Below are 18050 nucleotides of genomic sequence, written 5' to 3' on the forward strand. Positions count from 1 at the left end.
AATGACAGAATTATATGAAGTCATTACACCATCGGTCGGCGTTGAAACATTAAAAGGTGTCGGCAAAAAAACTGAAGAAAAGCTAAAAAGTATAGGGATTCACACAGTCAATGATGTTGTATTTCATCTGCCTAACTCTTATCTCGATCAAAATCCAACGGATGTTAATTTAGTAAAATTAGAAGAAACGATTACCGCACTTGGTGTTGTAAAAACAGAACCAACAGTGACGTATTTACGTAAAGGGTTAAACCGTATGAGTTTCTTTATGGAAGCAAATAACGTCTATTTTAAAGTGACATTTTTTAACCAAGCGTATTTGAAAAAGAAAATTGAAGTCGGTGAGATGATTAAAGTTCATGGTAAGTTTAACCGTGCAAAACTTGAAATGTCTGGGCGAAGTATTATAACTTCACACGGTGATTCTGTAGATATGCGTTATGCATTAAACAAGGTCATGAACAATAAGACGTTTAGTAACATCGTAAAAGAAGTGTTTCGAACACAAGTCTTTAACCAAGATTTACCAGACTATTTAATTAAAAAGTATAAGTTGATGCCAATCAAACAAACGCTTTATTTGTTACACTTTCCAGATAATATGGATGATTTACGTCAAGCACGACGTACGATGAAATTTTATGAATTATTTATGTTCCAAGTAAAAATCATTGAAAAGCGTAAATCAGAAAGAGTCAAAGATGAATCGTCTATTATTCATTACGACATCGAACAATTAAAAGAATTTATTGCGACACTACCGTTTGAGTTAACGAAAGACCAAAAGCGAAGTGTCAACGAAATTTGTAAAGACTTACTTACCGAGTATCCAATGAATCGATTGCTTCAAGGAGACGTCGGAAGCGGTAAAACAATTGTCGCTGGAATTTCAGTATATGCACTAAAAACAGCTGGGAAACAAAGTGCGATTATGGTGCCAACTGAAGTACTTGCAAATCAGCACTACGAAAGTTTAGTTGAGTCTTTTGACGATAGACTTACAATCAGCAAACTAACAGGTACAACTTCATCAAAAGAAAAGCGTGAAATTAAAGAACGCTTAATGTCTGGAGAAATCGATCTAATCGTTGGTACACATGCGTTATTTGAAGATGATGTTATTTTTAAGGATTTAGGGCTCGTAATTACAGACGAACAACACCGGTTCGGTGTCAATCAGCGTGAGAAGCTTAATAAAAAAGCGGCGAGTCGAAACGTTTTATATATGACAGCAACACCAATTCCGAGAACTCTGTCTATTACAGCATTTGGTGATATGGATGTTTCTCTAATTAAAACGATGCCAGCAGGACGACTGCCGATTGAAACGTTTTGGAAAAAGGAAAAACAAATTGATGAAGTTATTGAATTTATCCGTAAAGAAGTCAATAAAGGTCATAGTATATACGTTGTAGCACCGTTAATAGAAGAGTCTGAAACGCTAGATTTAATGACGACTGAAGAAGTTTACATGATGTTTAAAGAAGCTTTTGGAGAAAGTAAAGTCGAACTCGTTCACGGTAGAATGAAACCAGATGAGAAAAACAAAGCAATGGAACGATTCGAATCGTTAGAAGTACCGATACTTGTTTCAACAACAGTTATTGAGGTTGGTATTAACGTTAAAAATGCGACTGTAATGACAATCTTTAACGCAGAACGTTTCGGGTTATCTACACTCCATCAATTAAGAGGTCGAGTCGGTAGAAATGATTTACAAAGTTATTGTATACTTATCAGCGAAGGTAAAACAGAACAAGCTGAAATGCGCATGAATATTATGACTGAAACGACAGATGGTTTCGTCTTATCTGAAAGAGACTTAGAAATGCGCGGACCCGGCGACTTTTTCGGTGTGAGACAAAGCGGCTTACCAGAGTTTAAAGTCGCAGATCTCGTCGAAGACTATAGAATTTTAGAAGTCGCACGAACTGAAGCGATAGAATTATTCAAGGAGTAAACATATGCGAACTTTTACTAGAATACTCGGTGTTTTACTTATTATCACAGCACTCGTCTTATTCTTTTGGCAAGATATTCGGGAATTCGTCACAGATATCGTGAATGACCGTATGATCGAGGCATATGAAAACGGAGATGATGACGTTAAAGTAAACTCGCTTGAGAAGTTTATTACAGGTATTGAACCGAGCGATAAAAAAGGTGTAAAAATTAAAGATGATATGGCCGGCATTTTAAAAATTGAAAGTGCAGGTATTTCTGAACCCGTATTTTACGGACCGTTAAGTGAAGATAAACTTAGAAACGGTGTAAGTATGTTAGAAGAGACTGACAACTTAGATATGCAAAATATCCCAATCGCAGGTCATAGAGTTGAAGGCGCAGGAATTCGATTTAACTATATTGACAAAGCAGATGTTGGAGACGAAATAAAATTTATTACACGAGATAAAACACTTAAATACGAAATTACAGACATATTTGAAGTGACTCCTGACAGAGTAGATATTCTAGAACAAACTGAAGGAGATCCTCAAATACTGACGCTTATTACTTGTGAGGATTACAATCCAGATACATTATTATTTGAAAAGCGTCTCATTGTACAAGCAGAAATTGTTGAAGAATAGGTGATTAGCTAATTGCTAATCACTTTTTTTATATAAAATTATTGAAACATTTGAAAAGGCACGCATGATTTTATATACTAAAATTAGCACCAACTACTAAATGGGGAGATTACGTGGTTAAATTAAAAAAAGATGAACGGCGTGAAGAAATTAAACGTCAACTAGAAGAAGATCCATTTTTAACAGATGAAGCACTCGCTAATCTTTTAAGCGTCTCAATTCAAACGATTCGTCTCGACCGAGTTGAAATGAATATTCCTGAATTAAGAGTACGCATTAAAGAAGTGGCGAAAAAGAATGCTGATGAAATTAAAAGTATTCCGCTTCAAGACGTCATCGGAGAACTTATACATATCGAAGTAAATAATGAAGCGTCATCTTTTTTTATTGTTGAAAAAGAACACGCATTCCAAAACTACGATATTATGCGTGGACACTTCCTGTTTGGTCAGGCAAATTCACTCGCCGTTGCGGTGTTAGGTAAAGAGATGGTGCTGACAAAAGAAGCAAATGTGAAGTACTTAAAGTCAGCATCAGTTGGTGATAGAGTCACCGCTCAAGCAAAAGTATTAAAAATTAAGCAAAATGAAGCACTTATTTTAGTGGAATCATTTGTAAATAATGAAACAGTATTTTTTGGACATTTTGTCATGCATTTTAAAAATGAAGGTGAAAAGTAATGAAAACAATCGCAGTCGATCTCATGGGTGGAGATCATGCACCAAAAGTAGTTGTAGAAGGAATTAAATCTGCTTTAGAAAAGTACGATAATCTTAAAATAAAAGCATACGGCACTGCAGGTAGCTGGACAGACAATCACGATAGAGTTGAGTTTATTGAAGTCACTGAAGTAATTACGAGTGAAGATGATCCGGTACGTGCAGTGCGTCGTAAAAAAGATTCGTCAATCGTCCGTGCAGCTAAAGCTGTAAAAGACGGTGAAGCGGATGCGTTTGTATCTGCCGGAAATACAGGCGCTTTACTTACTGCAGGACTATTCGTTATTGGACGTATTAAAGGAATTGAACGTCCAGCACTTGCGTCAATGATTCCAACAACGAGCGAAAAAGGAATGTTAATGTTAGACCTTGGCGCTAACTCTGAAAATAAACCAAACCACTTATTACAGTTTGCTCATATGGCATCGATTTATATGGAAAATATTATTGGACGTAAAAATCCTAAAATTGGTTTAATTAATAACGGTAGTGAAGACATTAAAGGAACACCACTCACTAAAGAAACACATCAGTTATTAAAAGAATCTAACTTAAACTATAGTGGTTTCTTTGAAACAAGAGATGTATTAACTGGTAAATACGACATTGGAGTTACAGATGGATTTACTGGGAACGTAATTTTAAAAACAATCGAAGGTACAGCAAGCAGTATACTCGGTGAAGTGAAAAAAATCTTTTTATCATCATTCTTTAATAAGCTATCTGCTTTAGCTGTGAAAAAAGATTTAAGTAAATTAAAAGATGTTATGGACTATCGTCAATTTGGTGGTGCACCGCTTCTTGGTGTAAATGGTCACGTCTTAAAAGCACACGGTTCTAGTGACGCGCTCGCAATTGAGAACGCGATTCGAAACGCGATTACAATGGCAGAAAGTGACGCGATTGAAAAAATTAAGGAGGCCATTTCTACAGATGAGTAAACTTATACTATTTCCTGGTCAAGGTGCACAGTATAACGAAATGGCAAAAGACTTATATGACAATAATAGTGACGCGCGTGAGTTACTCGATACAATTTTTAGTCTTGTCGACTATGATTTAAAAGAAATTATGTTTTCTGAGAGTGATGACCGACTGAATGATACTAAATATACACAACCTGCATTATTTGCACATTCACTCGCAGTCCTTAAAGCAACAAATATTAAAGGTGACTTTTTACTCGGGAATAGTTTAGGTGAACTACCAGCACTTGTACATGCGGGTGTTTTATCGTTAGAAGATGGAGTAAAAGCAGTTGTTAAACGCGGACAATTAATGAGTGAAACAAAAGCTGGTAAAATGGCAGCGGTCATCGGTATGGACCGACAAAACTTAGAGGACTTATGCAAAGAATTAAGTGACGACAATGAAAAAGTAAGTCCAGCGAATATTAATACTAGAGATCAAATCGTCGTTTCAGGAGATGCATCAAAAGTTGAAGCATTTATAGACGTTGCAAAATCTAAAGGTGCGAGACGTGTAATCCCGTTAAAAGTTTCGGGGGCGTTTCATTCACATTTAATGGAAGATGCGAAAGTGAAATTTGGAGAGTTTTTAGAAGATATAGAGTTTCACGATGCAAAAATTCCAGTCATTCAAAACGTTTCAGCTCAAGCTGAGACTGATAAAAGAACGATTAAAGAGAATTTAATTGAACAAATTACGTCACCAGTTAGATTTGTCGAGTGTGTCGAACGAGCAGTTGAAGCGGGCGCGACGGAGTCAATTGAAGTTGGTCCGAAAAAAGTGCAGACTGGCTTACTTAGAAAAATTACAAAATCAGTAAGTACATCACATATCGACACGATAGAAGAGGTGAATAACTATAATGAGTAAAGTTGCGTTAGTCACAGGCGCTTCTCGCGGAATTGGACGCGCGGTAGCGTTACGTTTAAGTGAAGACGGTTATACAGTAATCGTTAATTATTCAGGAAATAAAGAAAAAGCAGACGCAGTCGTTAAAGAAATTGAAGCAAAAGGCAGCAAAGCAGAAAGTTATCAGTGCCAAGTTCAAAATCATGACGAAGTAAAAGAAATGATTAAACATATTAAAGATACGTATGGTCAACTTGACGTTGTCGTAAATAACGCAGGAATCACTAAAGACACGCTTTTAATGCGTATGAAACCTGAAATGTTTGAAGATGTCATTAACGTTAATTTAAAAGGGGCGTTTAACGTCATTCAAAACGTATCAAGAATGATGATTCGTGCAAAATCAGGTCGTATCATTAACATTTCAAGTATTGTTGGAAGTCTTGGTAATGCTGGTCAAGCGAACTACGTTGCGAGTAAAGCAGGTATTGACGGGCTGACAAAAAGTGTCGCACGAGAGTTAGCAAGTAAAAATATTACTGTAAATGCTGTTGCACCAGGATTTATTGAAAGTGATATGACAGACGTTTTAAGTGACGATTTAAAATCTAAAATGCTCGAGCAAATTCCACTTCAAAAATTTGGTCAAGCGGAAGACATCGCTGAAGCAGTAGCATTTTTAGCATCAGACAATGCGCGCTATATTACAGGGCAAACGATTCACGTTAACGGTGGAATGTACATGGGTTAACCCCTGTGGTATTATGAACACATTGTAAATTTAAGGTGTTCTATTAGTGAAGTATTAATAAGGAATTTTATCTCATTAAAAATAGTAGAAATATATGAATTCCAATGAATAATTTTGGGTATAAGATAATAGACTCTTGCTAGAAGAGTCTTGGTAAAGTAAATCTTTACCTCTACCATTTTAAGGAGGTGAAATGGTATGGATAACTTTGATAAAATTAAAGACATTATTGTCGATAAATTAGGTATTGATGAAGATCAAGTAACGAAAGATGCAACATTCAAGGATGACCTTGGTGCAGACTCTTTAGATATTGCTGAACTTGTAATGGAATTAGAAGATGAATTTGATACTGAAATTCCAGATGAGGAAGCTGAAAAAATCGTTACTGTTGGTGATGCTTTAGATTACATTGAAAAGCTTGAAAACCAATAAAATAATAGATAAAATCCACTTTTAAATAAGTGGATTTTTCTTTTATGTATTGCTATTACTAAAGCGATAAGTTTAGTAAAATATACTAGGGTGAGATTATGGAAAAAGTTTTAAAAGCAATTGACAATGACTATCACTCATCTGAACAAGTGAAGTTATTTTTTAAAAAGCTTGATCAGTTTATGAAAAAAAGTCATGTCAATTATGATAATAAAGAATTATTTCTACAAGCATTTATGCATAGTTCGTTTGTCTATAATATTCATTTAGACAGAATACATTCAAACGAGCGTTTAGAATTTTTAGGTGACGCAGTATTAGAATTGATGGTCTCAGAATATATATTTGACGCTTTTAAAGATTGGCCAGAGGGCGATTTAACAAAATTGCGTGCAAATGTTGTTTGTGAGCCTTCACTTGTAATATTTGCGAACGACTTAAAAATGGAAGAGTTACTACTACTTGGTCCAGGAGAAGAAAAAACAGGTGGTAAAAAACGTCCATCGATTATTTCAGATATGTTCGAAGCATTTTTAGGTGCATTGTATATCGACCAAGGATATGACGCAGTATGGAAGTTTTTAAGTACACATGTATTTCCTAAAATTAAAAATGATGAATACATGGGAATTACAGACTTTAAAACTGCACTTCAAGAATATGTTCATAAAGCATACAAAGAAGAAGTGTACTACCACTTAATTGAAGAAACAGGTCCGTCACATGACAAAAATTTTGTCTCAAGTGTCACGTTAAAAAATGAAGAAATCGGTCAAGGTGCGGGGCGTTCAAAAAAAGAATCTGAGCAACTCGCAGCAAAACGTGCGCTATATTATTTAAAAGAAAAGGCTAAAAGATAATGGTATTTTTAAAAAGCATTGAAGCAAAAGGGTTTAAATCTTTTGCAGATAAAACTTCTATAAAATTTAATACAGGAATCACTGCAGTCGTAGGACCAAACGGTAGTGGTAAAAGTAATATTATCGACGCTGTAAGATTTGTACTCGGTGAAACGAGTGCACGATCATTTAGAGGATCGAAAATGGAAGACGTTATATTTAACGGAACGACTGAACGTAAATCACAAAACAGTGCCGTCGTCGAATTAAACTTAGATAATCGTAAAAGATATTTAGATATCGACAAAGACGATATTTCTATTAAACGTGAGTTATTTAGAAATGGTGAAAGTAACTACTACATCAATAACGAACGTATGAAATTAAAAGATATTACTGAGTTGTTTATGGATTCAGGATTTGGTAAACATGCGTACAATATTATTTCTCAGGGCGAAGTCGATACAATTTTAAATCAAAAGCCTGAAAAAAGACGTGAAATTATAGAAGAAGTCGCCGGTGTGATGAAATATAAAACACGTAAAAAAGAATCTGAGCGTAAACTTGACGACACACTTTTAAACTTAAGCCGTATTCACGATATTACGAGTGAATTAGAATCACGTGTCTCAAAACTTGAAAAAGAAAGTGCAGTCGCAAAAGAGTATTTAGCACTCGTTGAAGAAATGAAGCAAAGTGATATTGAAGTGTCTGTGTATGATATTAAAAACTTATCAGACACACTTGAATCGTTAAACAAAAAATATTTAAACGATAAACGCACAATCGAAGAAGCGAGAAATCACGTCAATTTACTCGATATTTCGATTAATAACTATAGAGACAAACGTGAACGACTCACGATTCAAGAACGTGAAAATAACGAATCATACATTCAACTGTCGCGTGAACAAGAACAAATTATCGGTAAAATCGAATTATCTAAAGAACGTCATACGAGTCGCTCTGAACGTCATACGAGTCTTTTAAACGAAAAAGATAATAAGTTACAACATAAAAAACAATTAGAAACTCGTTTTAAAGAAATCGAAACGTCTTTAAAAAAGTCAGAAGAAAATTTAGAACATCTAAACGATGAAATTAAATCTGTTCAAAAGTCATTAAAGTCATTGAACACATCACACGACACAGACGTTGAAACGTTAAAAGATGAATATTATGCACGTATGGTTGAAAAAACATCACTTGAAAACCAACTTAAAGATCACACGCAGCGTGAAGTCAAAGATTCTAGAAAGCGTGAAGATCTATTCAACCGATTAAACGAGTTTAATGACACACTTAAAACACTAGAAAGAGAAGAGTCACAGCTAAACGAAACGTTAAATACACTAAATACAAACTTAACGGATAAAAGAGACGTATTTAAACAATTACTCGAATCATTAAATGAGAAAAAAGCAAATGCTAATTCATTAAATGATAAGTATGATAAAGCAACTCGCTACATCTCTCAGTTATCCTCTAAACGTGATATGTATAACTCGATGATGGCAAATTACGAAGGCTACTACCGAGGCGTTAAAGCAGTCTTAAAACGAAAAAATAAGATGCCAGGTATTTTAGGTGTGGTGATTGAACTTATCCAAATTGACGAGTTGTTTATAACAGCACTTGACGCAGCGCTTGGCGGTCAGTCTCAAAGTATTGTGACTAAATCTGAAAGTGATGCAAAACGTGCAATATCATATTTGAAAGATAAAAATCTCGGCTTCGCGACGTTTCTACCGCTCGATACAATACAAAAGAGAGATTTATCTGAAGAGATTAAATATAAACTTTCAAATACGTCAGTGAATCACTATATTTTAAAAGATTTAATTGAAACAGAATACGACGCGCTGCTTAATCACTTATTTAATACGACGATTATCGTAGATAACTATGACGACGGATCAAAATTATCTCGTGAGTTAAATTTTAGAGGAAGAATCGTCACAAAATCTGGAGAAATCTTTAATCCAGGTGGAGCAGTTAGTGGAGGAAGCCGTCAAAGTGGTAACTCAGCACTTAAATTACGTAAAGAAAAAGAATCACTCGACGAAAAAATAAAAGCATATACGTTAGAAACGAATCGCTTAAAAGAGGAAAACGATGAATTAACTCATACGATTCAAACACTCGAAACAAAGCTTAAAGAAGAAGAAACGCTTGGTACCTCGTTAAAAGAAGAATACGACGAAACAATTAAACAACTTGAGAAAAATAAAAACGAGAAATCACTCACTACTGAGCGTATCGCACTATTAAATAATGAATTAGAATCTATTGGTGGTGTACTGAGTTATTCATCTTTAGAAAAAGAAATTGATGAAAAGACAAAAGCGCTTGATGCACTCCAAGAAAGAATTACGTTACTTAGTAAAGAAAAGGGCGACATTGAGAATTTAGAAAAAGAATATGAAGAAAATCGTCAAAAACTGTTAGAAAGTCGTATCGCACTTGAGTCAAATATTCGTTATGAGAAAGAGAATTTAAAAGATTATAATGAAAGAATCAATAATGTATCTCTAGATATTAAAGATATCGATGAACGTATCGAGTTACTCGACTCAAACTATGAGTCGATTGACATCGACGCGTTAAACAGTCGCTTAGATGAGATTAGTGAAACTCTTGAAGCACTCGGTAAGAAATCTCGCACATTAAAAGACGAAATAGAAACGGTGACTAAAACATCGACTGAAGATATGAATTTACGACAAGTTCATTTAGAGACGATTGAAACACTTTCAGAAACACTTCGAGAAACGCACGGTGAGAAAGAACGTACCGAGTCATTATTAAGTATTAAACTCGACTACTTATCTGAAACATACGAGATAACATTTGAAAAAGCATCCGAAATGTATACAGATCTTTCAAATATTGAGAGTAAACGTGAACGTATCCATTTAAATAAAAAGAGTATAGAAGAACTTGGTAACGTCAATTTAAACGCAATTGAAGAGTTTGAAACTGTCAATGAACGCTACACGTTTTTAAAACGTGAAGAAGAAGACTTACTAACGGCACGTGAGACGTTACTTAAAGTCATTAAAGAGATGGATTATGAAGTGTCTAAACGATTTAAAGAGACGTTTAATGAAGTAAATGAACAATTTAAACAAGTCTTTAAAACGATGTTCGGTGGCGGTGAAGCCGAGCTTCGTTTAACTGAAGACGGCGACTATTTAAATGCAGGGTTACTTATATATGCCGAACCACCAGGTAAAAAGCTGACGAATATGTCATTATTAAGTGGTGGAGAACGTGCATTAACTGCGATTAGCTTATTATTTAGTATACTAGAAGTGAGAAGTAGTCCATTCATCATATTAGATGAGGTGGAAGCGGCACTCGACGAAGCGAATGTACTTAGGTTCTCTCACTATTTAAGAAACTTAACATCATACAGTCAGTGTATCGTCATAACGCACCGCAAAAAAACGATGGAACAAAGCGACAGACTATTTGGAATTACGATGCAAGAAAAAGGTGTGTCTGAACTCATTAGTGTCGACTTAAAAACATATAAAGAAAGAGAAATAGAGGGGGAATATTAAGTGAGTTTATTTGATCGTTTAAAAAAGAAATTCTCTGGCCAGACAGATAAAGAAGGATTTGAAGATACACCAGTCACTGAAGAAACGAAAGATGCAGATCTTGATGGTGACGGTTTAATATCGATTGAAGAATTTGAAGAGTGGGAACAAGAACAAGTCGGTTACAAATTTAAGCAAGGTCTTGAAAAGTCTCGTGAGAAATTCCAAGACCAAATTAACCAACTGATGGCGACGTATCGTACAGTTGATGAAGATTTCTTTGAAGCACTTGAAGAAGTACTAATTACTGCAGACGTCGGATTTGAAACAGTGATGGAGTTAACAGATGAGTTAAGAGATTATGCAAAACTTAAAAATATCACTGAAACGACAGAACTTCGTGAAGTTATCGTTGAAAAGATGATTGAAATATACGAACGTAACGGTGACTTAGACGAAGGTATGAACATGCAAGACGACTTAACGATTATTTTAGTCGTTGGGGTAAATGGTGTCGGTAAAACAACGTCAATTGGTAAGCTTGCGCACCGTTATAAATCTGAAGGTAAAAATGTCATGTTAGCAGCAGCAGATACGTTTCGTGCTGGTGCAATTAACCAGCTTCAAGTTTGGGGAGACCGAGTCGATGCTGACGTTATTAAACACCAAGAAGGCTCTGATCCAGCAGCAGTTGTATTTGACGCAGTAAACGCTGCAAAACGTCGAGGTACAGATGTTTTAATCGTCGACACAGCTGGACGCCTACAAAATAAAGGTAACTTAATGAAAGAGTTAGAAAAGATGAAACGCGTCATTCAGCGTGTTGATGAAAATGCGCCACACGAAGTATTACTTGTGTTAGATGCAACGACTGGTCAAAACGCAATGCTTCAAGCAAAATCATTTAACGATGTGACTGAATTAACAGGGATTGTCTTAACAAAACTCGACGGCACGGCTAAAGGTGGTATCGTACTTGCAATTAAAAACGAACTCGGTATACCAGTTAAATTTGTCGGACTCGGAGAGAAAATTGATGACCTCGAGATATTTAGTGCAGAAAACTATGTTTACGGACTATTTGCCGATATGATAGATGAATCAGGAGAATCATCAGATGACGAACGAACTGAATAAGACACTACGTATGAACTACTTATACGACTTTTATAATGGCTTATTAACAGATAAGCAAAAAGATTATGTTAAACTATATTACTTAATGGATTTACAGTTTTCTGAAATTGCTGATGAGTTAAACGTAACGCGTCAAGCAGTATACGATAATTTAAAGCGTACGACTGAAGTGTTAGAATCGTATGAAGAAAACTTAGGTATGTACAAACATTATTTAAAACGCCTAGATTTACTTGAAACATTAAGAGAATCATTAGATGATAAAGACAAAGCATTAGAGATTATAGAAAAACTCGAATCACTCGATTAGGAGGAAAAAACGTGGCATTTGAAGGATTAGGTTCAAGACTTCAAAATATCTTAGATGATATTAAAGGTAAAGGTAAAGTCACTGAACAAGACATAAAAACGATGATGCGTGAAGTACGTTTAGCACTACTTGAAGCGGACGTTAACTTTAAAGTCGTGCGTCAATTCATTAAAGACGTATCAAAACGCGCAGAAGGTTCTGACGTGATGAAATCATTAACGCCAGGGCAACAAGTCATTAAAATTGTACAAGAAGAATTAACAGAATTAATGGGTGGAGAAAACGCTAAAATTAATTTAGCGAAAAAGCCACCAACAGTCATTATGATGGTTGGTTTACAAGGGGCAGGTAAAACAACAACAGCAGGTAAGCTTGCATTACTTTTACGTAAACAACATAACAAAAAACCATTACTCGTTGCTGGTGACATCTACCGCCCAGCTGCGATTGACCAATTAGAAACAATCGGTCGCCAATTAGACATTCCAGTCTATTCAATGGGCGATAAAGAAAAAGTTGAAACGATCGTAGAAAACGCAATGAACTACGCTAAAGACGAACATCTCGACACAGTCATCATCGATACAGCGGGTCGTCTTCACATTGACGAAGCATTAATGGAAGAGTTAAAAAACGTTAAAGAAATATCAAATCCAGACGAAATTATGCTCGTTGTTGACTCAATGACCGGTCAAGACGCAGTAAACGTCGCAGAATCATTTAACGATTTATTAGATATTACAGGAGTTACATTAACTAAATTAGATGGTGACACACGTGGGGGTGCGGCACTTTCAATTCGTAGTGTCACTGAAAAACCGATTAAATTTATCGGGGTTTCAGAAAAATTAGATGGCTTAGAACCATTCCATCCTGAGCGTATGGCGAGCAGAATTCTCGGAATGGGAGACATTTTATCAATCATCGACCGCGCGCAAGCAAACGTCGATATGGAAGAACAAGAAAAGCTTGAACAAAAATTAAAAGAAAACTCATTTACGTTAGACGACTTTTTAGACCAAATGGATCAGGTGAAAAGTATGGGACCACTGGATGAGTTAATTAAAATGCTTCCAGGTGCAAATAAAATTAAAGGTCTCGATAAAGTTAAAATGAGCGGTAAAGAAATCGATCACGTCCAAGCAATCATTCGCTCGATGACGATGGAAGAACGTGAAAATCCTGAGAAACTAAACATTTCAAGAAAGCGTCGTATCGCAAAAGGATCTGGACGTTCACTTCAAGAAGTGAACCGTTTATTAAAACAATTTAACGAAATGAAAAAGATGATGAAACAATTTACAAACCAAAAAGGTAAGCGTAAAAACCCATTTAGCGGTATGGGACTACCTTTTTAAATTGGTAAAGGAAAACCTCTTTACAACTGTAAAATCATCTGTTATTATAATATAAGTAATTTTGAACATGAGAGGTGTATATAAATGGCAACAAAAATCAGATTAACTCGTATGGGTTCTAAAAGAAATCCTTTCTACAGAATCGTAGTTGCGGATTCAAGAGTAAAAAGAGATGGTCGTATTATCGAACAACTTGGTTACTTTGACCCATTAAAAGAAGAAGATAACGTCAAATTAGACGATGAAAAAGCATTAGAATGGATGTTAACAGGTGCAAAACCTTCTGACACTGTTCGTTCTATCTTTAGTAAGCGTGGTTTAATGGAAAAACTACACAACGCTAAACAAGGTAAATAATAATGAAACAACTACTACAAACGATTTTACAACCTATCGTCCGTCATCCTGAAAGTCTTACAATTACTGAGACGACTGAAGATAGAAAAGTGGTTTATACTGTCAACGCACATGAAGATGATGTTGGCAGAATCATTGGCAAAGGCGGTCGTGCCATCAAAGCGGTGCGCACGATTATGACTGCAGCTAATGATGACCCGTCAGTAAGAGTGTTTGTTGACGTAGAATAAAACACATCCGACTCGGGTGTGTTTTTTTATTCAGAAAGGATTAACTATGATAGATATCGGAACTTTAGTAAATTTTCACGGTGTGCGTGGAGAAGTAAAAGTGTTAAGTAGCAGTGACTTCGCATTCGAACGCTTTTCAAAAGGCCAAACAGTCACAATTAAAAATGAAACGTATACGATTACGAATTATCGTAAACATAAAAATTTCCATTTATTAACGTTTGAAGGTATTAGTAACATTAATGAAGTTGAACATTTAAAAGGTGAAACAGTGTACCAAGCGTTTGACGCAGTAGACATGGAATTACCTGAAGGACAGTATCATTTTAATGATATTATCGGTTGTGAAGTAGTGAATTTAAATACAAATGAAGTACTCGGTACTATATCAACAATCCTTCCAACAGGGAGTAAGGACGTCTTTGTTATTGGTGATTATAAATATATGATTCCAAATGCTGAAGACATTGTAAAATCGATTGATGTTGAAAATAAAACAATTGAAATCGAACCAATAGAAGGACTGTTAGATCTATGAATATATACTATTTAACACTATTTCCAGAAATGTATGAAGGTATATTAAGTTCATCTATTTTAAAACGCGCGGAAGACAAGGGACTCGTCAACTATCAGACGTTAAACTTTAGAGAATATGCGAATAATAAGCACAATCAAGTCGATGATTATCCATACGGCGGAGGTGCTGGAATGGTATTAAAACCTGAACCAGTATACCGAGCGATGGATGAAATAGATTTAGACAATGCACGTGTTTTACTTATGTGTCCATCTGGACGCCGGTTCGATCAAACGTTCGCAGAAGAACTATCTACTGAAGAAAATATTGTATTTATAAACGGTCACTACGAAGGCTATGACGAGCGTATTCGAAAACTTGCGACCGATGAAGTTTCAATTGGAGATTACGTATTAACAGGTGGAGAAATTGCGTCGATGGCAATGACAGATGCGATTGTACGACTCATCCCTGGTGTAATACAAAAAGAAAGTCACGAAAACGACAGCTTTTCTACTGGAATGCTCGAACATCCACATTACACGAGACCAAGAGAATATAGAGGTATGAAAGTACCAGACGTATTACTTAGTGGAGATCATAAAAAGATTGAAGAGTGGCGCTACGAAGAATCGTTAAAACGCACGCGAGAACGTCGCCCAGATTTATTAGAAGAAAACGAAAAATAAGTTGAATACAATCACTGATTATGCTAAAATAAATAGGTCTATGAGGACGAAAATCACAACCATCCGCTGTATAGTTGCTATATAAGATAGTTGGTAGGAAGAGGAGAATTTAATATGTCACAACAATTATTACAAGACATTACAAAATCACAATTAAAAACTGATCTACCAGAGTTTAACACTGGTGACACAGTAAGAGTACACGTACGTATCACTGAAGGTGAACGTGAAAGAATCCAGGTGTTCGAAGGTGTAGTAATTCGTCGCCGTGGTGGAGGAATTTCTGAAACATTCACAGTAAGAAAAATTTCTTACGGTGTTGGAGTAGAAAGAACATTCCCAGTTCACACACCAAAAATCGATAAAATCGAAGTGACTCGTAAAGGTAGCGTACGTCGTGCGAAATTATACTACTTACGTAGCTTACGTGGTAGAGCTGCACGTATTAAAGAAAAACGTGAAAACTAATTCTCGTTATAAAAGCACTGAAGATAATTTCTTCAGTGCTTTTTTTATAACAAATAATTATTTATTAATTAAATTTAAAACATATTGTAGATCTAAATCATGCTCTATTTGTTCAGGAGTCCATGGAATATAAATATCTGGAACAACACCTGTTTGATTGTAATGATATTTTTCATGCATTTTTGATATTGAGTAATCAAACTCATAATTATCAAAATGTACTGTTATTACATTAAAATAATCCATAATCCCCATCGTTGGTCGGCCGACTACAGTAACTTTCGAAGACTTTTTTACATTTGATACAAAGGTTTCTCCTGAACTTCCACAAAATACATCGGATAAAACATAGATGTTTTTAGGTTTATTTTTTCCACAAATCATATGATCAGTATCTTCTGGTACTAGTGTCATACCTTTATCATAATTTTTTTCAACCATTTTTATTTCTTCTTGAATTAACCGTTCTGTGCTTTCATCTAAATTTTGTTTCAAATATTCTTTTAATTCTTCTAACCATAGGTCGCAATTCCTTTTTGTATAGTTAGTATACATAGTTTCATCATCTTCAAATAAATCTTGAAACGAAATATTTTTATCGAAAATATAATCGAGAAGAGGGAAGTAGAATGTATCATTACCTCCATGATTGATTCTTACATCGATAATTAAATTACTTGATTGAGTGATTTCTAAGCTATGTTCTTGCAAAAGTTTTTGTATTGGTTCAGCATCAGCAAAGCTCTCAATCTTTAAATAAGTTGTTTTTGCATCTATCTGTTTAAAAGTAAAAGTAGGGATATAAGACTCCCATTCATAATTCTTTAGATGAAAAATAAGTTCGTCATTATCTCTAACTAATAAAATTTTATCAGCATTTTGTAACCCTACATTCCAATATTGCCTCTCGTGAATATGATCTTCTAATAATTTTAAGTGTTTATTTGCAAATTCATTTATTGTTAGGTCGTCGATTTTAATGATTTTATCACCTAACTTAAAACGTGAGTCCTTTGTAACTTCTGTTACATATAATGAATTTTCATAGCGTCTAACTTTAAAACCTCTATTAGTCGTGGCTGCATCAGATTTATTGAAATAAAGATGACCATCATTAAAGTCTAATAAATAGGATTGAACTGTTTTGACAAATTCTTCATCTGTCATTTCATTCGTAATATGATATTTTTCAGGTTGATTAAGGTGTTTCTTAGCAGAGTAACCGGCATAATCATTATTTAAAATTTCTACTATCTCATTAAAGATATTTATTTTGTTCAAAGAATCATTCCATTCATTTAAATTTGTTGTATCAATAAAAATGGGAAACTTTTGTAGTACTGTTTGAAGTTAGAAATAATATTATTGGATATTTTTGTAAATATACATTTAAAATTCATTAAATTAATATTAACATAAAAATAACTGAAAATTCAGAAGTCAATTCATTTAAATTATTTTAACTTTTAAGTACATTAGTTCATTATCTTTATTAATTAATAGAACAATATGATTTATGAAATAGAAAATTTTCGAAGAAGAATGATAAGATATTAATTAAATATATAAAAGAAATTGATTAATATTTTAACCAGTACCTTAACATCTATGGTATACGTATTATTATTCGGAGGTCTATTATGAAAAACAGTCAATATTGGATTGAACATTTAAAACTAGAACGTCATGTTGAGGGCGGTTATTATAGACAAGTGTTAAAGTCAGAAGATCGCCACGATAATCGCGCACTTTACACGAGTATTTACTTTCTTTTAGAGCACGGAAATCCTTCTCACTTACATCAGTTAACAGCAGACGAAGTATGGTATTATCACGCTGGACATTCTCTTACCATTCATACAATTTCTAAAAGTGGAGAATACGAAGCAATTAAACTTGGAACAGATGTCGAAAATGGTGAAGTACTACAAGCACTCGTTCCTAAAGGGACAATTTTTGGATCATCAGTTGAAAATGAAGGAGAGTATGCGCTCGTCAGTTGTATGGTCGCACCTGGATTTGAGTTCGATGATTTTAAACTATTCACTCAAGATGAACTCATGAAGCAATTTCCACAACATGAAGAGATTATTAAAAAATATGCATTAAAAGAAGAAATATAGATATAACAAAATACATGATAATTGTTGAGAATCCAGTTTTATAGGGTTCTCAATTTTTTAATCTTTTTTATCACCAAAAACTTTTGTAAGTCATGTATACTTATACATGAATGGGTAAATTACCCACTCAATACAACTGCATATAAAGTAATCTAACATT

19 protein-coding genes are annotated in these 18050 nt (G+C 34.7%); 18 read left to right on the forward strand and 1 reads right to left on the reverse strand.

Translation table 11 applies throughout. The features are described from left to right. The first annotated feature begins 1 nt into the window (after nt 1). From recG to rplS, 17 genes are all read left to right on the forward strand, one after another. Nucleotides 2-1960 (forward strand): ATP-dependent DNA helicase RecG, encoded by a 1959-nt coding sequence (recG, locus tag KPF49_RS02645; protein WP_183674206.1) that lies wholly within the window; start codon nt 2-4, stop codon nt 1958-1960. 4 nt (nt 1961-1964) lie between these two features. After that, nucleotides 1965-2591 (forward strand): sortase, encoded by a 627-nt coding sequence (locus KPF49_RS02650; RefSeq protein ID WP_183674208.1) that lies wholly within the window; start codon nt 1965-1967, stop codon nt 2589-2591. A 113-nt stretch (nt 2592-2704) separates the two neighbouring features. Further along, a complete protein-coding gene (gene fapR, locus KPF49_RS02655) occupies nt 2705-3271 on the forward strand; it encodes a transcription factor FapR (protein WP_183674210.1) in 567 nt (188 codons plus the stop codon). After that, on the forward strand, nt 3271-4251 hold the full coding sequence (gene plsX / locus KPF49_RS02660) for a phosphate acyltransferase PlsX (RefSeq protein WP_183674213.1): 981 nt from the start codon (nt 3271-3273) through the stop codon (nt 4249-4251). The genes fapR and plsX overlap by 1 nt, the downstream gene beginning before the upstream one ends. Beyond that, a complete protein-coding gene (gene fabD / locus KPF49_RS02665; RefSeq protein WP_183674216.1) occupies nt 4244-5149 on the forward strand; it encodes an ACP S-malonyltransferase in 906 nt (301 codons plus the stop codon). The genes plsX and fabD overlap by 8 nt, the downstream gene beginning before the upstream one ends. After that, complete coding sequence (fabG, locus tag KPF49_RS02670) at nt 5142-5879, forward strand: 3-oxoacyl-[acyl-carrier-protein] reductase (protein WP_183674218.1); 738 nt, start codon at nt 5142-5144, stop codon at nt 5877-5879. The genes fabD and fabG overlap by 8 nt, the downstream gene beginning before the upstream one ends. 198 nt (nt 5880-6077) lie before the next feature. Beyond that, nucleotides 6078-6314: an acyl carrier protein gene (gene acpP / locus KPF49_RS02675; RefSeq protein WP_183674221.1), complete on the forward strand. Its 237-nt coding sequence runs from the start codon at nt 6078-6080 to the stop codon at nt 6312-6314. A gap of 98 nt (nt 6315-6412) precedes the next feature. Then, the gene (rnc, locus tag KPF49_RS02680; protein WP_183674224.1) at nt 6413-7174 is read left to right on the forward strand and encodes a ribonuclease III; all 762 of its coding nucleotides are present in this window, start codon (nt 6413-6415) and stop codon (nt 7172-7174) included. Beyond that, nucleotides 7174-10719, forward strand: coding sequence for a chromosome segregation protein SMC (gene smc, locus KPF49_RS02685; RefSeq protein WP_183674225.1), 3546 nt, complete (start codon nt 7174-7176; stop codon nt 10717-10719). Before rnc ends, smc begins: the two co-directional genes overlap by 1 nt. Then, entirely contained in the window at nt 10720-11835 is a 1116-nt protein-coding gene (ftsY, locus tag KPF49_RS02690; protein WP_183674228.1) for a signal recognition particle-docking protein FtsY, read from the forward strand. Continuing rightward, a complete protein-coding gene (locus tag KPF49_RS02695) occupies nt 11816-12145 on the forward strand; it encodes a putative DNA-binding protein (RefSeq protein WP_183674231.1) in 330 nt (109 codons plus the stop codon). The genes ftsY and KPF49_RS02695 overlap by 20 nt, the downstream gene beginning before the upstream one ends. 11 nt (nt 12146-12156) lie before the next feature. Further along, nucleotides 12157-13503 (forward strand): signal recognition particle protein, encoded by a 1347-nt coding sequence (gene ffh / locus KPF49_RS02700; protein ID WP_183674234.1) that lies wholly within the window; start codon nt 12157-12159, stop codon nt 13501-13503. Nucleotides 13504-13587: 84 nt separating this feature from the next. Continuing rightward, nucleotides 13588-13860, forward strand: coding sequence for a 30S ribosomal protein S16 (gene rpsP, locus KPF49_RS02705; protein ID WP_183674237.1), 273 nt, complete (start codon nt 13588-13590; stop codon nt 13858-13860). 2 nt (nt 13861-13862) lie between these two features. Further along, nucleotides 13863-14090: a KH domain-containing protein gene (locus KPF49_RS02710; RefSeq protein ID WP_183674240.1), complete on the forward strand. Its 228-nt coding sequence runs from the start codon at nt 13863-13865 to the stop codon at nt 14088-14090. Between the two features lie 46 nt (nt 14091-14136). After that, entirely contained in the window at nt 14137-14628 is a 492-nt protein-coding gene (rimM, locus tag KPF49_RS02715) for a ribosome maturation factor RimM (protein ID WP_183674243.1), read from the forward strand. Further along, a complete protein-coding gene (gene trmD, locus KPF49_RS02720) occupies nt 14625-15299 on the forward strand; it encodes a tRNA (guanosine(37)-N1)-methyltransferase TrmD (protein ID WP_183674245.1) in 675 nt (224 codons plus the stop codon). The genes rimM and trmD overlap by 4 nt, the downstream gene beginning before the upstream one ends. A gap of 114 nt (nt 15300-15413) precedes the next feature. Then, nucleotides 15414-15767 carry a 50S ribosomal protein L19 gene (gene rplS / locus KPF49_RS02725; protein WP_183674248.1) on the forward strand — a complete coding sequence of 118 codons (354 nt, stop codon included), beginning with the start codon at nt 15414-15416 and terminating at the stop codon, nt 15765-15767. A 57-nt stretch (nt 15768-15824) separates the two neighbouring features. On the opposite strand, the gene KPF49_RS02730 is transcribed toward rplS, so the two are convergent. Continuing rightward, nucleotides 15825-17048 carry a S41 family peptidase gene (locus tag KPF49_RS02730; RefSeq protein ID WP_183674251.1) on the reverse strand — a complete coding sequence of 408 codons (1224 nt, stop codon included), beginning with the start codon at nt 17046-17048 and terminating at the stop codon, nt 15825-15827. 359 nt (nt 17049-17407) lie between these two features. Between KPF49_RS02730 and KPF49_RS02735 the strand changes: the two genes are divergently transcribed. Continuing rightward, entirely contained in the window at nt 17408-17890 is a 483-nt protein-coding gene (locus tag KPF49_RS02735) for a cupin domain-containing protein (RefSeq protein ID WP_183674253.1), read from the forward strand. The last annotated feature ends 160 nt before the right edge of the window (nt 17891-18050 follow it).

It is taken from the genome of Nosocomiicoccus ampullae, assembly GCF_019357495.1.
Taxonomy (GTDB): Bacteria; Bacillota; Bacilli; order Staphylococcales; family Salinicoccaceae; genus Nosocomiicoccus; species Nosocomiicoccus ampullae.

What these genes read in the sequence shown, in the direction of transcription:
- smc (WP_183674225.1), top strand. Translation starts at nt 7,174, where the DNA reads ATGGTATTTTTAAAAAGCATTGAAGCAAAAGGGTTTAAATCTTTTGCA.
- fabG (WP_183674218.1), top strand. Translation starts at nt 5,142, where the DNA reads ATGAGTAAAGTTGCGTTAGTCACAGGCGCTTCTCGCGGAATTGGACGC.
- rpsP (WP_183674237.1), top strand. Translation starts at nt 13,588, where the DNA reads ATGGCAACAAAAATCAGATTAACTCGTATGGGTTCTAAAAGAAATCCT.
- KPF49_RS02735 (WP_183674253.1), top strand. Translation starts at nt 17,408, where the DNA reads ATGAAAAACAGTCAATATTGGATTGAACATTTAAAACTAGAACGTCAT.
- recG (WP_183674206.1), top strand. Translation starts at nt 2, where the DNA reads ATGACAGAATTATATGAAGTCATTACACCATCGGTCGGCGTTGAAACA.
- KPF49_RS02650 (WP_183674208.1), top strand. Translation starts at nt 1,965, where the DNA reads ATGCGAACTTTTACTAGAATACTCGGTGTTTTACTTATTATCACAGCA.
- KPF49_RS02710 (WP_183674240.1), top strand. Translation starts at nt 13,863, where the DNA reads ATGAAACAACTACTACAAACGATTTTACAACCTATCGTCCGTCATCCT.
- trmD (WP_183674245.1), top strand. Translation starts at nt 14,625, where the DNA reads ATGAATATATACTATTTAACACTATTTCCAGAAATGTATGAAGGTATA.
- rimM (WP_183674243.1), top strand. Translation starts at nt 14,137, where the DNA reads ATGATAGATATCGGAACTTTAGTAAATTTTCACGGTGTGCGTGGAGAA.
- plsX (WP_183674213.1), top strand. Translation starts at nt 3,271, where the DNA reads ATGAAAACAATCGCAGTCGATCTCATGGGTGGAGATCATGCACCAAAA.
- fabD (WP_183674216.1), top strand. Translation starts at nt 4,244, where the DNA reads ATGAGTAAACTTATACTATTTCCTGGTCAAGGTGCACAGTATAACGAA.
- rnc (WP_183674224.1), top strand. Translation starts at nt 6,413, where the DNA reads ATGGAAAAAGTTTTAAAAGCAATTGACAATGACTATCACTCATCTGAA.
- KPF49_RS02695 (WP_183674231.1), top strand. Translation starts at nt 11,816, where the DNA reads ATGACGAACGAACTGAATAAGACACTACGTATGAACTACTTATACGAC.
- acpP (WP_183674221.1), top strand. Translation starts at nt 6,078, where the DNA reads ATGGATAACTTTGATAAAATTAAAGACATTATTGTCGATAAATTAGGT.
- rplS (WP_183674248.1), top strand. Translation starts at nt 15,414, where the DNA reads ATGTCACAACAATTATTACAAGACATTACAAAATCACAATTAAAAACT.